This window comes from Sulfobacillus harzensis (assembly GCF_012933365.1).
GTDB classification, from domain to species: domain Bacteria; phylum Bacillota; class Sulfobacillia; order Sulfobacillales; family Sulfobacillaceae; genus Sulfobacillus_B; species Sulfobacillus_B harzensis.
This window is the reverse complement of record NZ_JABBVZ010000188.1, coordinates 1-3,584: the sequence shown is the minus strand read 5'-3', so window position 1 is coordinate 3,584 and position 3,584 is coordinate 1. Positions and strand designations below refer to the sequence as shown.

At 56.7% G+C, this 3,584-nt stretch carries 2 protein-coding genes; both read right to left on the bottom strand.

What is annotated here, in order from left to right; all coding sequences use genetic code 11:
• Nucleotides 1-54: 54 nt before the first annotated feature.
• On the bottom strand, nucleotides 55-3,027 hold the full coding sequence (gene fdhF, locus HIJ39_RS21980) for a formate dehydrogenase subunit alpha (RefSeq protein WP_169103181.1): 2,973 nt from the start codon (nucleotides 3,025-3,027) through the stop codon (nucleotides 55-57).
• 42 nt (nucleotides 3,028-3,069) lie between these two features.
• Complete coding sequence (locus tag HIJ39_RS21975) at nucleotides 3,070-3,357, bottom strand: Rossmann-fold NAD(P)-binding domain-containing protein (protein ID WP_169103180.1); 288 nt, start codon at nucleotides 3,355-3,357, stop codon at nucleotides 3,070-3,072.
• Nucleotides 3,358-3,584 lie beyond the last annotated feature (227 nt).

Here is a 3,584-nt window from a genome sequence, read left to right as displayed (position 1 = left end):
CCACAACCGTACCAACGGGGGGATTTTTTCCTCAACTGTCAAAGTCCGCCGAAATCACATCTCTACAGGACGCTCTTCCGCGTTGACAGTAACCAAGGGACGGTAGTCGCCTCGTTCCCACTTCTTCTCGACGCGCACGCCCGGTTGCGGATTGCGTTTCTGGTATCGCCAATTGCGGCGCGGCAGCGGCGTACCCGGCTCCACATCCAGGGGCTCCAGCTTGGCATAGGTGTGCTTATATCCAGGAGTGCGGGTTTCGGGGTCAAACACCTCGGGCGTTAACTGATTTATGGCCCCGTCTCCGGTGGAGTTCATGGGCAGATACACCTCATGCCCCTCGACCCGCTCGGTGATGACCACGCGCATACGGGCACGGCCGTCCGGCGTAATGAGGCGGACCCATTGCCCATCCTTGAGATTCTTTTCACGGGCCAATTCCGGCGACACCTCAACAAAGACATGCGGCACCAAGTGCTTAATCCCTGGGACGCGATAGGTGAGGTTGCCCTCGTGGAAGTGCTCCAGCAACTGCCCATTATTCACCAGAATGTCGTACTCCGTCTCGGGGACGGGTACCTCGTGAAAGCTTAAGGGTACGAGTTTGGCTTTGCCGTCGGGGTGGTTGAAGCCGTGTTGATAAAGCAGCGGCTGGTCCGTGCCGTCGGCGGCCACCGGCCAGTTGAGACTTTGAAATCCTTCCAACCGCTCATAGCTCACTCCGGCAAATAGCGGCGCCACGCGGCTCACTTCCGCCATAATTTCCGACGGATGGCTATAGTGCCATGGGACGCCCAAACGGTTCGCCACCTCGGTGAGGATGACCCAATCGGGTTTCGCGTCCCCCAAGGGGTCTAAGGCTTGATAGAAGCGCTGAATGCGTCGTTCGGTATTGACGAACGTACCCTCTTTTTCCAGGGACGGGACCGCCGGCAAAATCACGTCGGCGTATTGGGCCGTCTTGGTCATAAACACCTCCTGAACGACTAGGAAGTCCACCTTTTCGAGAGCTTTTTGTATGCGGGAAATGTTGTTGTCAACGAGCGCTGTATCCTCACCGACAATATAGAGGCCCTTGATCCGGCCATCCAACACCCCATCGGCAATTTCCGTATTGGACAGCCCCGGCTCGTCGGGAATGGGCTCGCCCCCCCATACGGACTCGCAATGAGCGCGGACCTTTTCATCCCGGACATCCTGGTATCCGGGCAAAAATCGCGGTTTGCTGCCGAAATCGCTAGCCCCTTGCACATTGTTGTGTCCCCGGAGCGGATACCCCCCGGTGCCAGGCCGCCCAATATTGCCCGTCAACAGCAACAGGTTGGCAATCGCTAAGGACCCTTGGGCGCCCTGCCCCTGCTGGGTGATGCCCATCGCCCATAGAATGGCGACTTTGGGTGCCTGGTGAATCATTTCCGCCAACGTCTTGATGGTATCCGGCGTTACACCGGTCAGCGCTTCCACCTGGTCCAGCGTATAGGGCTCAAGCGATTTCAGGTACTCGTCCACACCGTTGACGTGCTGATTCAGAAATTCGCGGTCAATCCAGCCTTGATCCACCAAGTACTTCTGCACACCAGCCAAGAGGTACGGATCCGATCCGCTCTTAGGGTGGATGTAGAGATCCGCCCGATCCGCCATTTCATGGCGTCGGACATCAATCACCACCAGCTTTTGTCCCCGCAACTTATGGGCCCGCTTGACGCGGGTGGCGAAGACGGGGTGTGACTCGGCGGTATTAGAGCCGATGGCAATGACCAAATCGGCCGCTTCAATATCCTTCAAGGTGCCGCTGTCCGCACCGTAGCCCGCCGTGGCCTTGAGTCCAAAGGTAGCGGGGTCCTGACAATAGGTTGAGTCGTTGTCGACATTGTTGGTGCCGATGACCGAGCGGGCCAGCTTCTGCACCAAATAAGCCTCTTCGTTTGATCCTTTGCTGGAGGCCACAAACATCAGGGCATTCGGCCCATCCTGCTTCTTGATCGCCGACAAGCGCGACGCCACCAAGTTTAACGCCTCGTCCCAAGCTGCCTCTCGAAACCCATCACCGTCGCGAATTAAGGGCTTGGTCAAACGCTCTGGACTGTTGACCCAGTCCCACCCAAACTTCCCCTTCACACAGGTGGAAACACTATTCACCGGTGCCTCCAGTGGCGGCTCAATCTGCAAAATTTTGCGGTCTCGCGTCCAAACGTTGAATGAACAGCCCACGCCGCAATAGGTGCAGACCGTCTTGGTGCGCTTGATGCGGCTGTCCCGCATTTGCGACTCCACATTCGAGAGCGCAAAGACCGGCCCCATCGAGGGCTCGATCCCCTCCACCAAATCAATCATGGGTAGCAACGTATCCGGCTTAATCCCGGTCAAAAACCCGGCCTCGCCCAGCATGGACTTCTCCATCAGGGCGTTGCAGGGGCAAACGGTCACGCAATGGCCGCAGGACACACAGGACGATTCGCCGATGGGCTTGTGGTCGTCCCACACCACCCGTGGCCGCTCGAGACTCCAGTCGATGGACAGCGTCTCGTTAACCTCCAGATCCTGGCAGGCCTCCACGCACCGCCCACACAAGATGCACTGGTTGACGTCATACCGATAAAAAGGATTGGAGTCGTCAATGGGCGGATAGGGCTTGGGCGTGTACGGGATGGTTTGATGCTCAATTCGCAGAAGCTCGGTGGTGTTGTGGACCACACAGTCCCCATTGTTGTTGTCGCACACCGTGCAGTAAAGCCGATGATTCCCTAAGATGCGCTGCATCGCTTCTTCTTCGCGTGCTTTCACGGGACGCGATTCGGTATCCACGCTCATCCCATCCCGAACCGTCTCGGCGCAGGCGCGCACATAGGCCCCATCCACCGATACGATGCAGGTATCGCAGGTTTGGATCGGTCCTAAGATAGGAAGATAACAGACGTGGGGTATGGGCGTCCCATTCTCTAGCAGCACATCGATAAGCCGTTCGCCTTCTCTGGCCTCTAAGGAGGTTCCGTTGACGCTGACTGACACTCTCTTGGCCGTTTCTTCCATAATTGTCCCTCCCCAAAGTTCCTCTCTAACATGCGCCGTGCGCTAGCGGTCTATGCCATGCTCTCGGCACCATGCATCAAAATAAGTCGCTTCAATCTGTTCTCCTGTGAAGCCATAAGCTTGGTTGGACGCTAAAAAGACCATAGGAGGTCCCGTAATGGCCGGAACTAAGAGTCCTGCCTGTACCATCTGGGATACGCGCTCCAAAATCATGGTGGTTCGGGTCGCTCCGCCGGGAAGCAGGATGTTGACGCTAATGCGAAAGGGCTTTAGATCCTCGGCCATAATGCGGGACAAGGATTCGGTGCCTACCCCGGAAGGGCTATACAAAGCCTCTTCGCACCATCGTTTGATCATTCATAGAGAGCTTGACTAATCGCCCCCCCTTAATCGAAAAACAGCGGGACAAAAGCCCGAGACACAAGAAACTTCCTCACAAATTGGTCGCCATAACCTGGCCAAACTGCTCCTGAGACACACGAGGGTTTTTCATAACTGGACAAATCACGGCTGTGGATAAGTGCTCCCCCTTGATGATGCCCTTTCCAACGTTCTGA